Here is a 19,467-nt window from a genome sequence, read left to right on the forward strand (position 1 = left end):
GCATCCATGCGCCCCCAAGATAGCCGCTTTTTCTGGTTGACGCAATAGCAAATGTACGATACTCTCCCCCTCGCCTGCGGACGTGGCGGAATTGGTATACGCGCTAGCTTGAGGGGCTAGTGCCCGCAAGGGCTTGGAGGTTCGAGTCCTCTCATCCGCACCAAAATCCCCCGAGGGTTCTCGGGGGATTTTGTTTCCTAAAACTTTCGTCCCTTGCCTGTAATCACTCGCAAGACCTTCGGCTCGACGGTAACGGTAAAGCGCTCCCCTTTTACTTCCTTTCCCTCCACAACCGCCGTCACGGGTTGCTGGTACTCGACCGTGAGACTCTTCGAGCGGAACATACTTCGCGCCGGCCGACGGCGGAGGAGGCCTTTGGTGCGCGTAAGAATCACCACCTCCAGCTCCCCATCCGTCGGATCCGCAACATCTCCCTCCTCGATGTCTCCAGCCAGATTTCTGATCTCCACCGTCCCTTCATCTTCCGACGCCAAAGAGTATCCCTCAGCACAATGAACGCGCACAGGCTGATCGGGAAACTGCACCCCTGTTAAAAACCGCTCCCCGTTCAATCGGCCGGCATCCACCCATTCGATGTTGCGCGCGGAAAGTACGTCCACAGCGGCAACTCCCTGTGGCACGCCAAGCATCTGTGAAAGCCGCGTAGGCGCTCCAAAAGGGATGAGTCCAAGAACCACATCGTGTCCTTGCATGGCCTCGATAACCTTCTGTACCGTTGCGTCATTCCCGACAGCCACGACCGTTGTGATATGCCCCTTACGAAGTTCGTCTCCGACAAACGATTTTGCATGTTTAAAAAGCGCCAAGCGCGCGACGCGCCCCGCAATGCCCAAATCTGCCAGACGATTTTCGACGGCAATCAGATCCCGCTCAAACGAACGGTCTGAGAGAAATTCATCGTAGACGTAAAAATACATGGCTTACGCCGCTTCGCGCTCTGCGCCTCCGGCCGGTCCCATCGCCAAGTGCCCGTTCACCCTGGCCCCAGGAGCAATACTGAGAATGCTTGTACGAATGTCCCCTTCCACCGACGAACCTTCCTGTAACTCCAACCGCTCCTCCACTGCCAGGTTTCCCACGACCGATCCGGCAATGACGGCACTCTTGGCAGACACGTCTGCAGAGATCCGCGCGCCTCCCCCCACGTGTAAATGGGCCTTTGTCTTCACCGTTCCCGATACCTCCCCCTCAATGACGACATCCCCCTCGCTTACAAAATCCCCTTCTACTTTGACTCCCGTGGCAATAGTTGTCAGATGCTCTTTCGACATAGATAAGGCTTAGTTTTCAGGTGGAGTGTAGAACCTTCTTTACATCTCTTCAAGCGGCTCCATCCCCAGCAGATGCACCCCGTTTTTCATCACCTGCGAGACCGCCTCGACCACCGAAAGGCGCCGCGCGCGGAGTTTTAGGTCTTCCTCGGCCAAAATAGGTGCCTCGGCGTACCACCGGCTGAAAGCTTGCCCTAGCGTAAACAGAAATTGTGTGAGGCGAGATATTTGGTAATCCATCGCCACCTCAAGAATCACTTCCGGATAGTGTGCAAGGAGACGCACAAGTTCCTCTTCCGCCGAACTCTTTGGCACATGCGAGAGGTGGTCCATCTTTTTTGATTGCTTATCTAAAATCCCCCGACAGCGGGCGAGTGTATAAAAAAGGTAGGGGGCATGATAGCCGTCAAACGACAACGCCTCCTTCATATCAAAAACCACCGGCTTATCCGGATCCACGCGGAGCATGGAAAACTTCACCGCGCCATACGCGAGCTTCCGCGCAACGGAGTTAATCTTTTTATCTTTCCAATTCGTGTGCCGCGTGCGCGTTTCCACAGTCGCAAGATCTATCATCTGCCGCATCACATCTTCATAGCGAATAAAATTTCCCTTACGCGATGACATCGCTCCCTCTGGAAGCGACACGTGGCCAAAGGAGAGGTGGATGAATTCCTTTTGGAACCCCATGAGACGCAGGGTGGCGAAGAGTTGTTGCATGGGGAGCGACTGGCGCACATCAAGCACGATCACAGATCGGTCCGGGTGGTAATCGCGCTCCTTGCGCGCCGCAAGCGCTAAGTCCTTCGCATTATACAAATGCGTGCCGTCGGTTTTGACAAGGATGCTCACCCCAAGTCCTTCATCCTCAAGCCGCACCACCCACGCTCCTTCACTGTGCACCGCGATTCCCTTCTTAATAAGATCTTGCACGATGCGCTTCGTCTCCTTCAAGTTTTGGCTCTCCAGATAGATCTTTTCAAGACGGAGACCGTAATCTTTGAACGCAACCTTAAGACCGGCAAGGGACGCTTTGTTCGTCTGCTTCCACAGCTTTGCCCACTCCCCTTTGCCTTCTTCAAGCTCGCGCTGAACAACCGATACTTCGACACGCGCCGCCTCGTCCTCTTCCAGCGCACGCGTCGCCTTCGTGTAGACCTCGCCCAAAAATGTATTGACCGTCGCGGGCTCGATCTTTTTGTCAGGATAAAACTTCTTGTACCCCCACAGACAGCGTGCCACATTATTCCCCAAGTCGTTGATGTAAGAAACAGGGATAGCCTCATAACCCGCCGCCGCGAGAATTTCAACGACCGCCGCACCAAGCGAAAGGTTGCGCAGGTGTCCCACGTGGACCTCTTTGTGTGTGTTGAGGTTGGCGTACTCCACCAGCACGCGCTTGCCGGCCCCATGCGTGCTGTGTCCATACTTGTCCTTTGCCGTTTTGATCTCCTTAAGCACTCGAGCGGCAAGCGCTTCATGGCTCAACCAAAAGTTGACATATGGGCCTTTTGCCTCGGCCTTTGCAATAAAGCCCTTCGCGCCGATTTTCGCCGCGATCTCGGTTGCCAACTCCACCGGAGAACGCTTGAGGATTTTGGAGAGAGTAAAACAGGGGAACGACACGTCGCCAAAGTCAGGAGACCGCGGAGATTCAAGATCGGCAATGTGCGGCGAGGCGCCTTTGCCAAGCGCTCCTTTCAGAGCTTGCAGAACTTCTTGCTTGGCGCTTTGGAGAGCGTACATACTATTTCCGCACCACGCGCATAAAATGCCGCTTGCCCTTCTGGAGAATGCCCGATGAGGCAATCATCTCATCGTAGGCCGTCACCACACGATCATCTACGCGCACGCCGCCGCCGTCAATCTGCCGTCGCGCCTCCGACTTTGATTCACAGAGACCCGAAGCGACAAGAACATCCACAATCGGCAGAGGTTTTTCCAGCTTGTACTCCGGCATTTCTGTGGGCGTTTGGTGTTCAGAAAAGGTCTGTACAAATGCCTTTTCTGCTTCTGTCGCGGTTTTTTCTCCATGCAAATCTTTCACCACCTCAAACGCCAGCCGCATTTTCCACGTCTTTGGATCTTCCGCATCACGCACATCTTTCATAGACACATCCGTGAGAAGTTCAAACCCAGGCCGGATCAATCCATCACTCCAACTCATAATCTTGCCGTAGATCTCGTTTGGCGCATCCGCAAGCGTCACCATATTATTTTCCGTCTTGCTCATCTTCTTTCCAGAAGAGTCTGTAAGAAGTTTTGTGGTCACGACAAACTTCTCTTTGCTTCGCATCGCTTTCATTAAGTCCCGACCGGCAAGCATGTTAAATGTCTGATCGTTCCCGCCGATCTCTCCGTCCACGTCCATATGAACACTGTCGTATCCCTGCATCAGCGGGTAAAAAAATTCGTGAAGGTAAATCGGTTTGTCTTCTTTCATGCGACGATCAAACATATCGCGCGCCAACAGCTGTTGAACAGTAAAATGCGACGCAAGCTCAATGACGTCCTTAAACGTCAAGACATGCAACCAGTCATAATTGTTTTTCAGGTCGAACGTTGGCACAACGCGGCCCGCTTGGGATGCATACAAACGAGCGTTTGATGCAACCTGCTCCTTACTCAACGGCGTGCGTGCTGTGCTCTTATCCGGGTCTCCGATCATTCCTGTGAACCCTCCGATCAGAAGAATGACACGGTGTCCAAGCGCCGCAAACTGACGAAGCTTCCGCAGAACAACATAATGCCCCAGGTGAAGCGTCGGCGCCGTGGGATCAATGCCTAAATACATCGTGAGGGGCTTGCCCTCCTTGAGACGCGACTCAACGAACTCGCGCGAAGGGTAAAGATGTTCCACGCCGCGCGTGAGGAACATCTCGATGCGCTCTGTCTTCTCTTCAGGCGAGAGTCTCGAGTTCGGTTTGGATTTTTTGAAGACGCGTGCGAGTCGTTTCATATTTTGTCTTGAGATCGGAGATCACCGCCTCCGGCGCTTTAGAAAGGAATTCTTTATTTTGAAGTTTCTTTTCAAGAATCTTGAGATAGTCCTTTGCTTCCTGTTCTTCTTTGGCAAACCGTTCCCGTTCCGCGTCCCCATCCACAAGCCCCTCCAAAGAAAGATACACCACGGTGTCACCCACGACCATCGAGGCGCTCTGTGGGGGCTTCTCTGCCCCCGGGACAACCGACAAATACTCCACGCGTGCCAACCCCTCAATCACGGCGTGCTCTGTACGCAGACGACTCCCCTCTTTCTTGCTTACCAAAACAACAGAGACGCGCTTTGCCGGCTCGATCTTGTAGGTCGTGCGCAAATGCCGGATGGCACGAATCACGTCGTGCACGTGCACGTATCCTTCGGGAACTTTTCCGGCAAAAGATTTCGGCCACGGTTCAACAAGAAGCAGGGTCTCCTTTCCCATCCGCCGCCAAATCTCCTCCGTAACAAATGGCATGAAGGGATGCCAGAGGATGAGGAGCTGTTCGAGCACAAAAGACAAAATTTGCTCCTTCCCTTTTTCAATCTTTGCAATCTCCACATACCAGTCGGCAAATTCGTTCCACGTAAAATCTCGAAGCTCCTCGGCGGCGGAGGAGAGTTCGTAGCGCTCCATCTTCCCTGTCGCACTCGCGATGACCTCCGAGAGTCGGCCAAGAACCCACTCGTCGGCACGTGTTTTTGTTTTCGGCAGACTCTGGCGAGACGCATATCCCTCGTTCGTGAGAATGAACCGCGCAATGTTCCACAATTTATTTGCAAAGTTGCGATAAGAAGCGATCTTCTCTTCCGAGAGCTTCAGATCATTGCCCGGCGTAGTTCCCACGAGCAAAGAAAGGCGTGTCGCATCAGCACCGTAGGCCTTAATGGTATCGAGCGGATCAATCACGTTATCGAGTGACTTACTCATTTTGCGCCCCTTCTCGTCGCGCACAAGGCCGTGAAGATAGACGGTGCGAAAGGGAACCTCTCCCACAAGGTAGGTCGTCATGAGAATCATACGCGCGACCCAAAAGAAGATGATGTCGTAGCCCGTTTCGAGCACCGACGTTGGATGAAAGCGGCGCAGATCCTCCGTATCGTCAGGCCAGCCAAGTGGAGAAAGCGTCCAGAGCCCAGCACTAAACCATGTGTCGAGCGTATCGGGATCTTGCTCCCACCCTTTTCCCTCCGGCGCGTGATTCCCCACAAATGTCTCCTCTGCCCTATACCATACGGGCACGCGGTGCCCAAACCAAATTTGGCGGCTGATGTTCCAGTCGCGCAAGTTATCAATCCAGTGGAAATATATTTTCTCAAAACGCGGAGGCAAAATCTTCACCTCTCCCGTTTTGACTACGTGCCGCATGACATCCTTGAGTGTCACGTCTTCATCTGCTTTGATGCCGCATCCCTTCCGATCTCCCCATCGAAACGGCTTGTTCACGTTGATAAACCACTGCGTCTTGGGAAGCGGTTCAATGGCAGACTCACACCGATAACACACAGAAAGATTCTGTACCGCGTCTTCTTCTTTTTCCATGAGTCCCTCAGACTGGAGCCAGGCGACAACCTTTTCTCGCGCCTCTTTTACAGAAAGCCCCGCAAATCCGCTCTCTACCGAGGGAAGAATCCGTCCATCCTCTCCAATTACTTGTACGAGGGGAAGATGGTGTGTGCGGGCCATATCTGCATCCGTGAGACTATGCGCGGGAGTGACGCCAAGCGCCCCCGTGCCAAATTCCTTGTCCACGGACGCGTCGGCAACCACCTGAATCGTTAACTGTTGCCCGGCAAATACGACAGGAAATTCTTTCCCGACGAACTTTTTGTAGCGCGGATCGTCTGGATGCACCGCCACGGCCGTGTCCCCGAGCTTCGTTTCCGGCCGCGTCGTCGAGATCGCGATGGGAAAATCTTTACCGTAGCGAAACGTGTAGAGTTTCGCGGAGTGTTCGCGGTACTCCACTTCGTCGTCGGCAAGCGTAGACTGACAACGCGGACACCAATTCACCACACGCTGACCTTGATAGATAAGGCCGTCGTTGTACATGCGCGTAAACGCGGCGCGCACGGCACGCGAACGCTTTTCATCGAGTGTGTACGCCTCACGCGACCAGTCAAGCGAACAGCCCATCTTCTTCATCTGATTTACAATGATGTCGTGCGAGTCGGCGGCAAATTCCGCCACGTGTTTTAAAAACTCTTCGCGACCGAGTTCGCGGCGAGGGTCTTTCATTTCCTCTTTCATGAGATTCTTCTCTACCTTTGTTTGTGTAGCGATTGCTGCATGATCGGTACCAGGAACCCAGAGGGCTCGTGTGCCTCGCATGCGTGCAAAACGAACCATTGCGTCCTCGATCGCGAGCATTGCCGCGTGACCCACATGCAGAGTTCCCGTTACGTTCGGCGGGGGGAGCACGATGGAAAATGCTTCCTCTCGCCTATCGGGAAGGTTGTCCGGATTAAAAAACCCACTCTTCATCCACACCTCGTAAAGCCCATCCTCCACCTCACCCGGCGCGTAGGATTTAGGGAATTCATCCGGTTTCATAATGCGCAAAGTATAGCTTTTAAGCTATTTTCCAGCAACAATCAGGAGCTTAGCTCCTTACTGGGTTCCTTGACCGAAAGGCTCCGAGCAGATAAGATGCTCCATTCCTTATGTTGGAAACCTACCGGCAAGCCATGGGGGCCATTGAGCGATCCAAAACGCCATTGCTTGTCGTTGCGGAGGGCGGTGGGGCCGACGCGTTTGCCAGTGCGCTTGGTGTTGCAGACTTTCTCAAAAAAATGGATAAGCCCGTCCATATTGTTTCGGCTGACCCGCATGCGCCGTCCCAATACGCATTCCTTAACCACCAGTCGCACCCGGTCCATCCCGCGCTCGAACGCGCCGTGACATTCGTCATTCATGTTAATACCGCCACAACCCCTCTTGAGGAAATCTCCTACGACGCGAATCACGAAGAGCTACGCATTTTTCTTTCGCCGCGCGAAGGGATGTGGGGTGAGAACGACGTGAAGTTTTCCAAAACGCAATACCGCCATGACCTGATCGTCTGCGTTGGCGCAAAAAACCTCGCCGCATGCGCGCATCTGTTCGAGGCGCATCCAGACTTTTTCTATCGCACACCGATCATCAACATTGACCACACCACGCATAACGAACATTTCGGCCATTATAACTTGGTGGATGTGACAGCAAGCGCATGCGGCGAGGTTTGCCACGATTGGGTAAGCGCCGTCGCGCCCGAATTGCTTGACGAACACATGTCTACCCAATTTCTGGCCGGCATGATGGCAAAGACGAAAGGATTCCGCTCGCCCAAAGTGACACCGAAAACCTTGCAGGTCGCCTCGTCGCTTGTGGCAAAGGGCGCGCGGCGCGACGAAATCGTGGAACACCTCTACCGTACACGCAGCGTAGAGACCCTTCGATTGTGGGGACGGGCAATGGCGCGGCTCCGCTCTGATGAAGAGCGCGGACTTGTGTGGAGTCTCCTCTCCGCCCAGGACTTTGTACAGGCGGGAGCTGGCGCGAAGAGCCTCAGCGGCATTGCTGAGGAGTTGATGAATGGGAGCCCCAACATCCACGCAGCACTCCTTCTCTACGAAGACGAGCAACACGAAACGCACGCCGTTTTGCACTCACGCCCTCCCCATGACGCTATTGTGCTTGCCATGCCGTTTAAACCTGCCGGCACGCACGAAGAGGCACATCTGTATTTTGGAAAGAAAACTCTGCCAGAAGTTGAGAAACTCGTGCTTGGGCATTTGAAGAGTGTTCTATCTTTGTAACGAAAGCAGACCATCCTCGAATCCGGCGATTACCGTCCCGGCGGGTTTTGTGATCCATTCTGTAGCCGTGGGGGCCGTAATCACATATTTCTCTTGGAACATGTTTGCCGCCATTGTATCCGCGCTTGAAAGAGCGCGTTTGTTTGTCCCATCAAAGTAGTGCGTCGTCCCCCCCGTCGTTTCACGAAGCAGTGACCCAGCTGGGTGCAGATGTCCGGAAAGCACCTGTCCCATAGTAAAGCGGCTCCAATACGTCGGCTCAATGTCTAAGATGCGTTTGTTCCACGTAGGACCGAAGAGTGCAACAGCTGTTGCCTCGTCTGGCACATGGCGGATGGTGTAGCCGCCTGGCTCCACCGCAAACGTGCGGGCATCGGATTGAATCTTCACCATCATGGTTCCCGGACGCACCAGCACAGGTGCCCCAAGCGGGATCGCGGTGAGTGTGGCCGTATCAATCGTGCGCACCGTGTCAAAGTTCGCATACCACGTAAGGAAGATGTGGCCCGAGGGGAATGGGTGGCGCTTGGCGTCCAGACCAATGTAGTACACCGTGGAGTCAAAGTCGGTTGTTGCATCCCCGTCGTCCGCAACTTTCACCAGATCGTCTACATTGATGACGGTAGGAAGATGCGCTTCGGCTTCGGGACGCGTCAGAAACACGTCGCCCGCTGTGGCAATCACTGCTTTAGGAGCATCGGCAAGCGGCAGACTGGTGTCCACAGCAATCGAGAATGCGGCGTTGGACGCGTCGGCAGCAAGGGTGGCACCGCCGGCATCACGCCCAACGATGCGCACGATCGCCTTGTCCGTGGGAAAATTCGGTACGGCCCATGCGTAAGAGGTGCTCGTGCCGTTCACTCCCGAAATAATGAGACCATACGTCTTCCCGCCATCCACTGAATAGTACAAGACGACGTTTGTGACATTACCTGATTTGGTCCAGCGAATGGTGTACGGAGCGCCGCCGCTCAATGCCTCCCCGCCGTTTGGAGAGACGAGAGCGACCGAACTCGTCACAAGGAACGGAGCCAGTGCACTTTGCGTTGTCCCATCGGGGTTGAGCGTTTGTGAACTTCCAACCGTGCCTCCGCCGCCTCCGCCTCCCCCGCCACTCGTAGCCGAGGAACTGGGGATGAGCGGCTTAATGGCATAGGTCACACCGGCATAGGCGTTTGCCGCAGCCGAGGCGTCGGGAGCCGTAATCGTGTGCGTTACCGTGCCGCCCAACTGATACATGCCAGGCGTGACCGTGACGGTTTCGTTTGTTCCATCCCACGCGTAACTGAATGAGCCAGACGCCAACGCCGGAGATGGAGAAAGAGCAAAGCTTCCCGTGGCCATCGGTTCAGAGAAGGTAAGCGTGAATGGGTTGATGGCAGGAATATGGAAGTTGCCGTTTGCAGGATTCGCAGAGACAAGAATTGCCCCGGCCCCGTCAGCGGAGGCCATTGCCGAAGACTCGGCAGAGGAGGCGTTTACCCCATCGGAAACGGAACCAGTCATCTGTACCATGAGAGTATAGTCTGTCGTGTTGGGAGAGATCGTCTCACCTGACGATGCAATCCCGAGGAAAATCGTCGCGTCATTAGCTGTCGTGTCGGTCTCGTTGCCGGCCGAAGGCGTAAGCGCCACGAAGGTTTCCGTGAGAGAGCCGACGACGTCCGTCGTAATGTAGATTTTAAAGTCTGATGCTGCGACAGAACTATCAACCACAGATTCTGTAAACACGATCTTCATATAGTCCACCGTCCCGTCGCTGTTGTTGTCGCGCGTGATACGGCCTCCGGTCGCCTTGATCTGCGGCGCGGCGGCGTCTGTGATCGTCTGTGTGGTGAGGTTCGCCGTTTGGTTCCCAACGTCGTCAGTGAGGACTCCCGTGCTGTCGGCGTAGCTGAACGTCGGCGCCGTGCCCCCTGTCACATCCGTTGCGGCCGAGCCGGGAACAATGCGCACGGTGGTCGTCGAGACGGTTACGGACGCATCCAATGAAGGAGCCGTGAGCGCGACCGTTCCCGCTGTTGGGAAGCTCCATTCCGTGCTCTCGGCGCTGAAGTTCGTGGACATGTCCTCGGAAAACACCACGTCAACACGGTCAATGACGCCATTGGCATTGGTATCAAGATACGTGGAGGAGACATACGTAGGAATAATCGAATCCACGACGTAAGAACCGTTTGTGAGAACCGGCCCCGTGGAATTCCCGGCGTCGTCGACAACCGTGGCCGTAATCGTGTTGCCTGTATCATCTTGTGAATCAAGAGAGCTTGTCGCTGTCCAAATGCTCGCACCAAGACTTCCAGCAACTGCCGTGTCGGTCGACTTAAACAAGCTGCCATCAAACGTCACACTCGCAATCGTATCCGTTTCTCCCGAAGTTGCCGGCGTCCAGGTGTACACTTGCGCATCGCCGTTTTTGAACGCTCCTGAATATCCCGAAGCGCCGGTTACGGTTACGGAAGCTTGCGTGACAACAGGAACAATGGTGTCGACCGTATACGTCGGTGTGCTTGTGACGGCTCCCGAGGTGTTGCCGGCGTTATCAATCACGGTCACGGTAAAGGTGTTTCCGGTATCGTCTTGCGAGTCAAGATCGCCGGAGAGAAGGGTGATGTAGCGCGTGGAAGAAAGGGATCCTGCAAGCGCCGTATCGCCCAATTTGAAGTTTGCTCCGTTAAACGTGACGGACGCGAGTGTGTCATCTTCCCCATCGGTCGTGAAGTCCCATCGTAGCGTTGGATCGTCGCCGAATTTGAAGGCACCCGAGGTTCCTGTAGCACCTGTGGCATCCATGTTCGCTCCCGTAACGGCAGGAATGTCCGTGTCCACCGTGTAGTCTCCGGTATCCGCTGTCGAGGTGGCGTTTCCCGCGTCATCTGTCGCGGTCACGGTCACGTTGTTGGTAAGATCATCCTGCAAACTCATGGCATCGGAAAGCGACGCCGTCCATGTATTTGAAGCATTCGACGCGGAGAGAGCCGTGTCTCCCGTCCGGAAATTCGCCGCGTTGATGCTCACGCTTGATATGTCACCGTTCGTTCCTCCGCTGTTGTCTCCGGCAACGGTATTGACCCACGTTGGAACGGCCGTGTCGCCAAACTTGAAGGCGCCCGATGTGCCGGAAGCACCCGTCACGGAAATATTTCCTGCCGTCACGACCGGTACGATCGTATCCACCGTGTAATTGCTATTGTCTGCGGTTGCCGTGGAGTTTCCCGCATTGTCCACCACCGTAACCGTGATGTTCTGGCTCGTATCGTCCTGCGAATCAAGCGTGCCGATTGTCGCGGTGTAGATGCCCGTATCAACCGAGGGCGAGAGAGAACCGGAACCATCATCAAAGGCGGAAGCGTTGATGGTGACCGAGGCAATCGTGTCGGTATTGTTGTCTCCCGTTCCAGAGTTGTCCCAACGACCAACCGCGGTGTCGCCGAACTTGAAGGCTCCCGATGTTCCCGAGGCGCCTGTGACGGAGATATTTGCCGCAGTCACAACGGGAACAATCGTATCCACCGTGTAGTTGCTATTGTCGGCGGTTGTCGTAGAGTTCCCCGCATTGTCCACCACTGTAACCGTGATGTTTTGACTTGTGTCATCTTGAGGATCAAGCGCGCCGATCGTGGCAGTGTAGATGCCGGTGTCAACCGAGGCCGAGAGAGAACCGGATCCGTTATCAAAGGCCGAAGCGTCGATGGTGACCGAGGCCAATGTGTCGGTGTTGTTATCTCCCGTTCCAGAGTTGTCCCAGCGCCCCACGGCGGTGTCACCGTTTTTGAAGGCGCCGGAGGTACCGGATGCACCGGTGACCGTGATGGCTCCGACGCTCACGGTGGGAACGATGGTGTCAACTGTGTATGTCACGGTAGAGGCTGTCGGTCCGCTCACATTTCCTGCATTATCCGTCACTGTTGCTGCGATGGTGTTTCCCGTATCATCCTGCGAGTCGAGTGTGCCAATCGCCACTGTCCAAATATCAGACGCGTTGGAGCCGGAAAGCGAGCCAGAGCCATCATCAAAGGAAGAGCCGTCAAACGAGACGGAAACAATTGTGTCGACGTTGTCGTCCCCCGTTCCAGAATCATCCCAGCGCGCCGTTGCCGTGTCTCCATTTTTGAAGGCGCCCGAAGTCCCCGAAGCGCCGAGTACTGTTATATTCCCCGCCGAGAGTGTTGGAAGAATTGTGTCCACGGTGTAGTCGCTCGTATCCACCGTTGTCGTAACGTTCCCCGCGTTGTCGGTCGCCGAAACGGTTACGTTGTTGCTCGTGTCGTCTTGTGAGGTAAGAGCGCCTGAAAGAGAAGCTGTCCATGTACCAGAAGAGTTGGAACCAGAGAGCGCCGAATCTCCCGTGCGGAAGGGGCTCGCGTCAAAGGAAACCGAGGAGACCGTGTCGGTGTTGTTGTCGCCGCCAGTCGTGTTGTTCCACGTCGGGACAGCCGTATCGCCGTTTTTGAATGCACCGGAGGTTCCAGAGGCACCGGTAACCATGATATTGCCGACCGTGACGGTTAAGAAAACCGTGTCCACCGTGTAATTGTTCGTCCCAACAGTTGCGGTTGAGTTCCCAGCATTGTCGACGACCGTAACCGTAATGTTGTTGTTGAGATCGTCTTGAGAGTCGAGTGTGCCGACCGTAGCCGTGTAGATACTCGAAGCTACGGAGCCAGCAAGAGAGGCAGAACCGTCATCAAAAGCGGAGGCGTTGATCGTCACCGAAACGATTGTATCCGTGTTGTTGTCGCCCGTTCCCGAGTTGTCCCATCGGCCAATAGCCGTGTCGCCGTTCTTGAACGCGCCGGATGTACCCGATGCGCCCGTAACGGAGATCCTCGCCGTTGTTACCGTCGGTACAATCGTATCCACCGTCGCGTTGCTCGTATCCGTTCCTTCACGGTTGTTGGATGCCGCATCCGTCGCGGAAACAGAGACGTTGTTGCTCGCATCGTCAATGCCCTCGGAGCCCGTCATGGTGTAGCAGGCTTCGTAGATATTGTCGGAGGCTGTTCCGCCGCACGCCGTCGTGTCGGTCATCGTCACAGACGCGCCGCCGCCGAATTGCGAGAGGTTCGCCGTCACGCTCGACACATCGCCCGCCGTTGAGCTGTTGTTCCAGATAACCGTCACCGTATCGTTGACTTTGAAGGCTCCGCTCGTTCCCGTCGCTCCTGCAATGGAGATGAGTGAGTCGATTGCCGCTGGAGCCGCGCCATCGGTAAACGCCGGTGTGGAGGAGGACGAGAGCGCAATCGTGTTCGCCGTGTTCGCCCCATCCGTCACCGAAGTCCCTGCCGTATACGTCAACGTAAGATCACCAACGTTTGTTTTGATCGTCGAAGTCGTAAAATTGTAATCGCACTCGTTTGCTCCCGCCGCGCCGGAGTTGCATTCCACCGTCCCCTCCACAAGTGAAGAAAAGTTCGCGGCCGAAGAAACGGCCCAATCCGCCGTACCGCTTACCACCGCCGAGATATTTTCGGTGTAGACGACGGTGATCAAATCGAGTTTGCCATCGCTGCTTGAAGCGTCGTAGAACGTCGCTGTTTTTGGCCGCGGTTTTGCGCCGTCGGAAACGTTGTACGCACTATTAAATGTTTCCGTCTGGCTTCCAGCGGCATCGCGCACATCGGCGTTGCCTTGGTTCGTGTATTGCAACGTCGGCGCCGTAGCCGCTCCCGTTTCATTCGCATCGCCCGAGACCGTCAACAGCACCGTGTCGTTGGCGGACGTTGTCGTGCCAAGCGAAGCGCCGGTGTCGGCCAGGTTCATTTCCGAACCGACCGTGAAGCTCCAATCCCCCGCCTCATAGGTAAACACGCCGTCATCGAGCGACTCGGAAAAAACAATGTCCACACGGTCCACCTGCCCGTTCACCGAGACAACATCTTTGTACGTCAATGAAATAGGATACGCCTCGGCGTTGTCGGTGGCCGTCACCGTCTCGTTGTTGCGCATCTCGTTGCTAGCCTCATCAATAATCGTGCTCGACCCAGCCGTGGCATACTGCGGATCAAAGAGGAGCGCCGTATTGTTCACGGTCGTGCATGTAACGTTAAACGTCTTCAAGGTGATATTCGGATCAGTCACATCCGCCGTATCAATTGTGCAAGACCCAGACGTCTCGTTGATGAGGTTCAGCGCATCGAATCCATCTTCAGCGCTCGCATCGGTTATATCAACCTGTTCAGAAAAATTGATTGTCATCCGGTTGACGTTCGGCCCTTGCGTGTTGCCGGTCGTGGCCGAGACAATTATAGGTGCGGCGCCATCGGTAGATTGTGTTGTGGAGCCTTCCGCGGAAGATGTATTTGTGCCATCGCTCACCGTGCCCGACACTTGCACATAGAGCGCATAGTCGGTTGTGTTGGGGTCAATATCGTTATCTCCGCTTGAGACGCCCACATAGATCGTGGCATCGTTTGCGGTATCCGTTTCGTTACCCGATGACGGGGTTGTAGAAGTGAACGCCTCCGCAAGCGCGGCGCCCGCACAGGCTCCCGAAAGATCCGTCACGCAGAAATCTCCTGCTGCTACCGACGCATCGGAGAGCGATTCCGTCCAAACTAATTTCACAAAATCCACCGTGCCGTCGTTGTTGTTATCGAGCGTCACGCGTCCGGCAGAGGATTTCACACGCGGCGCGGCGGCGTCCGAAACATTCGTGGCGCCAAAAGACGGAAGAATATCGCCACTCGCGTCTGCGAGATAATTCGTCACGCTCCCGTCGTAGGTAAATGCCAAGGTTGGAATAGTAATATGTCCCGTCTCATTTGCATCCGTCCCCGTAACAGTGATGATGATGGCACCTGTATCGATAGAGACGTTTCCCGAAAGAGACCCGCCAAACCCATTTGCACCCGTCGTACTCGTGAATGCGAAGAGGATATTACTTACGGTACTCACAAGGGAAATGTCCTCTTGGTAGACAATCGAGATAAGGTCTACATCGCCGTCTGCATCGCTGTCTTCATAGGTTATCGTGTCAAGAATCGCATCGGAGACAAATGCCCATCCCGCATTGCCCCCTCCATTCGTACAACCTGTCATACAAGCAATGGTCGACCCTGTGTTGTTGAGATCGCGGACTGACAAATAGGAGACCGTCTTTGTGCCGCCCACCGACATATTGGCGTCAATATCATTCGCTCCCGATCGTACCGTCAAGAGCTGTCCGGACTGTCCTGTCCATGTAAGGTTATTCGCAATCGTGAACGTATCACCGTCATCAAGCGTCAGTTGTGCAGCAGACGTAACATTTTTTGTAAGGTTGTAGAACGTCGTTGAACCGTCCAACGTCTGATTCGATCCATCAAGCGTCACCGTCCCATTGCCGTGCGTAAACGTACCCGCATTGGTGAAATTGCCCGCAAGCGTGACTGCAAATCCTCCGGTTGCAAACGTCCCTGCTGTAATCGTGAGCGCGCCGTTTACGTCCACGGCTGCACCTGCCGTCCAAGATCCGCCCGCATTATTAAATGAAAGATTGTAGTAGTTATTTCCTCCTTTCAGACTCGTCACCGTCACCGCTCCGCTGTACGTTACCGTACCGGAGTTTGTGTCGTTTGTGAGAGAAACCGTAGTTTCGTTACCGTTTAATGTCAGGATGCCGTCATTGCTGAACGTCCCATTAACAGTAAGATTGTTTCCCGAGAGACCAAATGTGGCACCGGAGGCAATGGTAAAGTTATTCACGGTTTCACCGGAAGCATGCATATTGAAGGTCGCCGCCCCCGTGACGGAAAGATTAGAGTATCCATAATCCTTCACGGTATAGGAACCGACCGTGCCGCCGTATTCAACAGTACTTCCCGCCTGAATCGTCGTCGGGGTAGTAGGTGATTCGCTTCCGACCAATTTAAATGTTCCTGCGTCGTTCGCCGTACATCCATTCGCCGCCGCTCCACCGCAGAGAACAAATGTCCCACCGGCCCCACTCACGGTCAATGTCTGCCCATTGATATCAAAAGTTCCGTTTCGGACAAGGAGATCTTGGCTTGCAGCATCCAATACAAACGCTGAGTCCAGATTTGCTTCTCCCCCTGTCTTGTTGACTGTCACATCTCCATCCCAAGCACCGGTAAAGTCTGTGAGATCTATTGACTGCGTAGCAGAACCGCCAAGGGAGAGCGTCGCGGTACAGTTACACCCTACATCAACATCTACATCTCCTTGAGCTATCACTATCCCCGTGTTCAAAGCTCCGGCAGTGACCGTCAAAGCACCGGTCACCACAATCGTATCACCCGAGGTAACCGTCACTGCATTGCCATTCACAGGGTTCACGGTAAAACTTCCAAATGTCTCTGACGTATTCACATCAAGCGAAGCAACATTATTCGCCCTCATCACCCATGTTCCGCTTCCATGCGTAAAAGTTCCTGCCCCCGTGTGCACAAAATTATCCTTAAATGTCGTGGTCCCGGATGTTGCGGTGTATGTGCCTCCTGATATGGTAAAGGACTCCACATTCGCAGAATCGCCCTGAGTTATCGTGGCCGTACCACCATTAAACGCCCCGCTCGAAATCGTAAACGCGCCTAATATTGTCAGAGTCGCGGAGTTGGTATTCAGTGTGCCACCGGAAACGGTCACCGCACCGGTAAATGTATCGCTCGTGCCTGTGTTCAGATTAAGTGTCCCTCCTGCTGGAATGCTCGTCGTGGTATCAACTGTGAGGTTGACGGCATTCATGCTGATGGTGCCACTCGTTATCGTCAGCGAGTTATCAAATGTCAGTGTTCCAGTGCCGCTCACACTGACCGTCGCACCATTATTCAAATTGAAGTTCGGCAGTTTTGCACCTGCGGCAATCGACGCGGTACCCCCGGTCGTTACATTCACCGTGGCTGTCCCACCGCCCGTAAACCCAGCCGCAACCGACACCCCTCCCTGTGTCTCGACTGTCCCTGTATTGATGCCTCCCTTCGTGAGAGTGAGCACGCCAGTCGCAACAATGGTATCACCAGAAGCGACCGTTATCATGTCACCATTGCTCATGTTGAATTCCACATCCTCGAAGGTAAACGATGTGCTCACATCAATGACTCCACCACTTGAAGGGTTACGAAAAACCCAGTCGGCTGTGTTGACGTTAAGGGTCCCACCGGCTGTATGGTTCAACCCTCCTACTTTCGTTTCGTCGCCTGTACCCGCGCCTCCCGTGGCCGCCGTGAATACTCCACTCGCTCCAATCGTGAGTGTGGTATCAATGGTTACGAATGAAGCAGCACTCGCATCAAGAGTTCCCTGCGTCACCGTTACATTCCCGCCCGTATTGGAAGGAACTTCGAGCTGAACGCCGGTCGAAACGGTTACCGTGCCCGTGTACCCCGTTTGCATATCAATATTCCCGGGACCCCAATTTGCGCTCACTGTTGCGTTGTTATCACAATCATTCGCAAAAACCGCCGTGTCTTGCCAAGTGGGAGTGGTTGTATCACCACTCGTTCCGCACGCAGCCGCAGCAGAATGCCAAACATTGGAGGCATTAATGTTTGCGCCAGCCCCACCCACCCAGTATTTGGTTGCGGCGAACGCGTCGTGTGGTGCGAAAAATACAAATCCAACTACCAAAAAACCGGTGGCAGAAAGAATATGGCGCAGTTTCATAAAATGCCGAACGGCAAGAGGATTTTATCCTGTTTTTGCTCCTCGCACAACACCAGTTATCCGCAAAACTCAAAAGCGGGGCATATTAACACCGATTGCTTTACTTCAGATGCCTTGCAAATGCCTTAGCAAACGCTCGAAGTTCCTTTGGAGCGATCTGGAGGGCGTCGTATACACGTCTTGGATCCACTATTTCATAGGCATGGATCAGGAGGTTCCGAAAGCCCGTCATCTGAAGATTGCGGTCGGTCAAGCTCTTTGACACAAGTTTAGTACGACCCAGTTGGATAAGGATATCCTTGTAGGAAGCTCCGGCCTTCCCCGCTTTTTCGACCAACAGATGATTCCCGACGTCCGTTATGATCTCGATCCCAAGGATAAAGAATCGCTCCGCTGCCGCTTGAAGAATGTCGTCTTCTAGAAAAGCTTCTTCCGGTGTCCGTGCAATCTCCTCAAGTTTACGAATGACTTCTTCGAGTCGAATCAGTTTTTGCGCCACTGATTTTTGGTCTACCGAAGACATATCACGACAATTTTCGTTTAATAAGTCGTTGTTGGACTTCCAGATGTGGACGAAAATCTTCCAGATCACGCACAGCCTCAATCATCGCTTTGTGGAAAACATTTTTGTGGCGGACAAAAAGAGGAACGCTCCCAATAAGCGCTCGATGGCGTAATAAGGGAGGGGCTTCTGTCGTATCCACAAGATCAATGGCGTCCGTACGCAAAGGCTCAGCCAAGTCGGCATACAGATGACGCATCGTGCGCTCACGTTGCAAAGCTGATGTCTGTGGGGCAAATACGCACGCAATGTCGACATCGGACATTGGCCCCGTGATTCCATGAGCTTGCGACCCAAACAAAAGTGCAGCAGAAAGATTTTTCTGCTTGCGCAGACGCGACGTAATGGATTGCTTCTGGTGTTTTGTAAGCCGCATAAGTTAATCGTATCATTTGGGTGAGATAATCGTATCACACTGATACGATTCAAACCAAAAGGCGAGGCATCTTTGCCCCGCCTCTTTTGTCATCCCGAGCCTGCCTGCCGGCAGGCAGGCGTGCCGAGGGATCCTTACAAAGATTCCTCGACGGGCTCGGAATGACAGTTACTGTTATCTCTGTAGTGAGAACAGTGCATCCTCAAACCCGGTAATGGCTGCACCAGCTGGTTTTGAGATCCATGCGTTGCCGGTGGGGGCCACGATGACGTACTTCTCTTGGAACATGTTGGCGCTCATGGCAGAGGAGCCAGAGAAGGCACGTTTGTTTGTTCCGTCGAAGTAGTAGGTGGTGCCAGAGGCAGATTCACGGAGGACGGACCCTGCGGGGTGGAGGTTGCCAGAGAGGGTGGAGCCCATCGTGAAGCGGCTCCAGTAGGTGGGCTCGATGTCGATGATCCTCTTGTTCCAGTTGGCCCCATACAGAGCGATGGCCGTTGCTTCATCTGCCACATGGCGGATGGTGTAGTTGCCAGGTTCCACCGCGAAGGTGCGGGCATCAGACTGGATCTTCACCATGACCGTGCCTGGGCGAACAAGGACAGGGGTGCCAAGCGGGATGGCTGTGAGGGTGGAGGTATCAATGGTACGGACTTGGTCGAAGTTCTCATACCAGGAGAAGTAGACCTGGGAACCGGGGAAGGGATGGCGTTTGGCATCCAGACCGATGTAGTAGACGGTGGTGTCGAAGTCTGTGGTGGGGTCTCCGTCATCGGGGACTTTCACCAGATAGTCTACGTCTATGGTCGTGGGGAGCGAGGCTTCGGCTTCCAGACGGCTCATGGTGCCC

The 19,467-nt window shown here is 54.4% G+C and carries 10 protein-coding genes and 1 tRNA gene; 2 read left to right on the forward strand and 9 right to left on the reverse strand.

What is annotated here, in order from left to right; all coding sequences use genetic code 11:
* The first annotated feature begins 76 nt into the window (after nucleotides 1–76).
* Nucleotides 77–163, forward strand: a tRNA-Leu gene (locus tag HYW18_04255).
* 34 nt (nucleotides 164–197) lie between these two features.
* Here the strand turns inward: HYW18_04255 and HYW18_04260 are convergent.
* The 5 genes from HYW18_04260 to HYW18_04280 are packed head-to-tail and all read right to left on the reverse strand — an operon-like array spanning nucleotide 198 to nucleotide 6,826.
* Complete coding sequence (locus HYW18_04260) at nucleotides 198–938, reverse strand: hypothetical protein (protein ID MBI2485328.1); 741 nt, start codon at nucleotides 936–938, stop codon at nucleotides 198–200.
* Nucleotides 939–941: 3 nt separating this feature from the next.
* Nucleotides 942–1,292 (reverse strand): polymer-forming cytoskeletal protein, encoded by a 351-nt coding sequence (locus HYW18_04265; protein ID MBI2485329.1) that lies wholly within the window; start codon nucleotides 1,290–1,292, stop codon nucleotides 942–944.
* Nucleotides 1,293–1,331: 39 nt separating this feature from the next.
* Nucleotides 1,332–3,038 carry an arginine--tRNA ligase gene (argS, locus tag HYW18_04270; protein ID MBI2485330.1) on the reverse strand — a complete coding sequence of 569 codons (1,707 nt, stop codon included), beginning with the start codon at nucleotides 3,036–3,038 and terminating at the stop codon, nucleotides 1,332–1,334.
* A 1-nt stretch (nucleotide 3,039) separates the two neighbouring features.
* Nucleotides 3,040–4,251: a tyrosine--tRNA ligase gene (locus tag HYW18_04275; GenBank protein MBI2485331.1), complete on the reverse strand. Its 1,212-nt coding sequence runs from the start codon at nucleotides 4,249–4,251 to the stop codon at nucleotides 3,040–3,042.
* Entirely contained in the window at nucleotides 4,193–6,826 is a 2,634-nt protein-coding gene (locus HYW18_04280) for a valine--tRNA ligase (protein MBI2485332.1), read from the reverse strand. The genes HYW18_04275 and HYW18_04280 overlap by 59 nt, the downstream gene beginning before the upstream one ends.
* 110 nt (nucleotides 6,827–6,936) lie before the next feature.
* On the opposite strand from HYW18_04280, the gene HYW18_04285 reads away from it, so the two are divergent.
* Complete coding sequence (locus HYW18_04285; protein ID MBI2485333.1) at nucleotides 6,937–8,073, forward strand: hypothetical protein; 1,137 nt, start codon at nucleotides 6,937–6,939, stop codon at nucleotides 8,071–8,073.
* On the opposite strand, the gene HYW18_04290 is transcribed toward HYW18_04285, so the two are convergent.
* The 4 genes from HYW18_04290 to HYW18_04305 all read right to left on the reverse strand — a co-directional run.
* Nucleotides 8,062–17,679: a hypothetical protein gene (locus HYW18_04290; protein ID MBI2485334.1), complete on the reverse strand. Its 9,618-nt coding sequence runs from the start codon at nucleotides 17,677–17,679 to the stop codon at nucleotides 8,062–8,064. The genes HYW18_04285 and HYW18_04290 overlap by 12 nt on opposite strands.
* A 100-nt stretch (nucleotides 17,680–17,779) precedes the next feature.
* The gene (locus HYW18_04295) at nucleotides 17,780–18,202 is read right to left on the reverse strand and encodes a DUF86 domain-containing protein (GenBank protein ID MBI2485335.1); all 423 of its coding nucleotides are present in this window, start codon (nucleotides 18,200–18,202) and stop codon (nucleotides 17,780–17,782) included.
* A gap of 1 nt (nucleotide 18,203) precedes the next feature.
* Nucleotides 18,204–18,617: a nucleotidyltransferase domain-containing protein gene (locus HYW18_04300; protein MBI2485336.1), complete on the reverse strand. Its 414-nt coding sequence runs from the start codon at nucleotides 18,615–18,617 to the stop codon at nucleotides 18,204–18,206.
* Nucleotides 18,618–18,791: 174 nt separating this feature from the next.
* Nucleotides 18,792–19,467, reverse strand: a 676-nt coding sequence (locus HYW18_04305; GenBank protein ID MBI2485337.1) for a hypothetical protein, incomplete at its 5' end; no start/stop codon positions are given.

It is taken from the genome of Candidatus Uhrbacteria bacterium (assembly GCA_016187485.1).
GTDB lineage: Bacteria > Patescibacteriota > Patescibacteriia > UBA9934 > UBA10169 > JACPJO01.

What these genes read in the sequence shown, in the direction of transcription:
- HYW18_04260 (MBI2485328.1), bottom strand. Translation starts at nt 938, where the DNA reads ATGTATTTTTACGTCTACGATGAATTTCTCTCAGACCGTTCGTTTGAG.
- HYW18_04265 (MBI2485329.1), bottom strand. Translation starts at nt 1,292, where the DNA reads ATGTCGAAAGAGCATCTGACAACTATTGCCACGGGAGTCAAAGTAGAA.
- argS (MBI2485330.1), bottom strand. Translation starts at nt 3,038, where the DNA reads ATGTACGCTCTCCAAAGCGCCAAGCAAGAAGTTCTGCAAGCTCTGAAA.
- HYW18_04275 (MBI2485331.1), bottom strand. Translation starts at nt 4,251, where the DNA reads ATGAAACGACTCGCACGCGTCTTCAAAAAATCCAAACCGAACTCGAGA.
- HYW18_04280 (MBI2485332.1), bottom strand. Translation starts at nt 6,826, where the DNA reads ATGAAACCGGATGAATTCCCTAAATCCTACGCGCCGGGTGAGGTGGAG.
- HYW18_04285 (MBI2485333.1), top strand. Translation starts at nt 6,937, where the DNA reads ATGTTGGAAACCTACCGGCAAGCCATGGGGGCCATTGAGCGATCCAAA.
- HYW18_04290 (MBI2485334.1), bottom strand. Translation starts at nt 17,679, where the DNA reads ATGAAACTGCGCCATATTCTTTCTGCCACCGGTTTTTTGGTAGTTGGA.
- HYW18_04295 (MBI2485335.1), bottom strand. Translation starts at nt 18,202, where the DNA reads ATGTCTTCGGTAGACCAAAAATCAGTGGCGCAAAAACTGATTCGACTC.
- HYW18_04300 (MBI2485336.1), bottom strand. Translation starts at nt 18,617, where the DNA reads ATGCGGCTTACAAAACACCAGAAGCAATCCATTACGTCGCGTCTGCGC.